We start from the raw sequence: 1,928 nt of genomic DNA, 5'->3' as shown, positions 1-1,928 counted from the left end.
GTCGATTGCTTTGCCGCTGTTGCGGTTGACGATGACGTACCAGGCGTTGGGGTCGACCGTGACCGCCGACGCGGGGCTCGCCGCGACGGACAGCATCGTTAACGCGAGCGCGCCGGTTAACGCCGCCGAGATGAATGCCCGCAAGCTTCGGCGCCGCGGGAGGGACAGGACTTTCACGGGGTACTCCTTAGACAGTGCCGGCCCGGACCGGAAAAATGCGGGCCGGCAGATGACATTGATGTGTCGCGTGCCGTAACGGGCTATGACAAGTCGAATCGGCTGACCGTGACTGATCCGCCAAGAGACTGTGTGGCGTAGTTGAAGATGGCGTACCGGTAGCCCATAAAGAACTGCCAGGCGTTGTTGAGGGTGAAGGCAGAACCCAGGCTGGTGAAGGTGACGCCGTCGGTGCTGTAGGAGAACGTCGCCTGCCGGCCGCTGCCTGGCCGGATATCGGCGTTGGCGCGCAACCAGATCCGGCCGCCCGAGACCGGGGCGCTAGCGACTTCACTTCCAGTGCCGGTCGTGTTCCAGTTGCTGTCCATAGTGAGGTTGTTGGTCATGACCACTCTGGTGGCACCGCCATCGCGTTTGACGCCAATCCATGCCGACGACTGCCTCAGCATCGCCAGCCCCGAACGGTCACCATCGCGCATCGTTGAGTAGTCCAGCTCGATCGTGGCCGAAGACGTAGGCCCTGGGATGCGGTGAGTGATGGTGTTACGGGCGGCGTAGAGGTCATTGGTGACGGTCGCCGTTTGCAGGCGCAACCCATTGTTGACCGACCACTTGGTGTTGTCCGGGTTGTGGTTCCACTCCCATTGCGGGCCAAGGGCTGTCCCGGCGAAGGTATCGTCGCTGTTGAGCGGCTTGACGACGCGGGGCGGTGGCGGCAGGTTCGGCAGCGGATACGATGCGCCCCAAGCGTTGTTGACCAGCTGGATGACGGGCCAGCCGTCGCTGTTCCACGTGACCGGTGCGAGCACGGGGATGCGGCCGCCAGGGTAGGCGTCCACAAAGGCCATGTAGTACCAGTCGCCATTTTGTGTCTGAACCAGGCCACCCTGATGAGGCACGCCACCGCCGGATACCGGTCCGGGCAGGTTGAGCAGCAGCTGCTGCATCGTGTACGGGCCGAACGGTCCGTTGGTGGACTTGAGGATGTACTGGCCGTTGGCAGGACGGGTCAGGAAGATGTAGTAGTTGCCGTTGCGTTTGTAGAAGCGTGCGCCCTCAAGAGTGCCCACATTGGACGGTGTCGTGAACACCTGCTGTGCCCGCACCTGGCTTAGGCCGTCGGCTGATAGCTGGGCGACGCTGATAGTGCTGTTGCCGTAGGCCACATACATGGTGTCGTTGTCGTCGACGAGCAGGCCCGCGTCGTAGTAGCAGTTGTTTATCTGCGAACGTTTGGTCCACGTGCCATCGACGGCCGATGCCGTGTAAACGTAGGTGCGGTTGAACTCGACGCAGCCCAGCCAGTAGAACGTGCTGTTGCTGGGGCGGTAGTTCAAGGTGGACGCCCAGATCCCCTTCACGTAGGCACGGCCGCCACTGAGGTTGTAGTTACTGGAGCCGAAGTCAAGGGCCGGCACCGAGTGTCCCGCGAACTCCCAGTTCACCAAGTCATACGAACGCAAGATGGGAGCACCGGGGGAGTAGTGCATGGTGGAAGCCGAGTAGTAGTACGTGTCGCCTACCCGGATGATGTCGATGTCGGCAAAGTCTTGCCACGCCACAGGATTGGTGAAGTTTCCGGGATTGGTCCCACCAGCCGGGACGAGTTGCCATTGCTGGTTGTTTCCGCTCCAGTCGTCGTATTGGACGATGTTGGCGTTGTTGGCGGTGGAGGCTCCTTGGACTTCGAGGACTTTGTTGCTGTGGCGGCTGGTGATTTTGATGTAGCCGTTGGTGGTGTCGGTCAGGCG

1 protein-coding gene is annotated in these 1,928 nt (G+C 61.6%); it reads right to left on the bottom strand.

What is annotated here, in order from left to right:
- Positions 1–260: 260 nt before the first annotated feature.
- A partial coding sequence (locus tag A3E1_RS0122630) for a family 43 glycosylhydrolase (protein WP_020523071.1) occupies positions 261–1,928 on the bottom strand: 1,668 nt, incomplete at its 5' end.

The sequence above is a fragment of the Catelliglobosispora koreensis DSM 44566 genome, assembly GCF_000379685.1.
Lineage (GTDB): Bacteria > Actinomycetota > Actinomycetes > Mycobacteriales > Micromonosporaceae > Catelliglobosispora > Catelliglobosispora koreensis.
The sequence above is the reverse complement of the archived record's forward strand: the minus strand, read 5'-3'. Positions and strand labels throughout refer to the sequence as shown.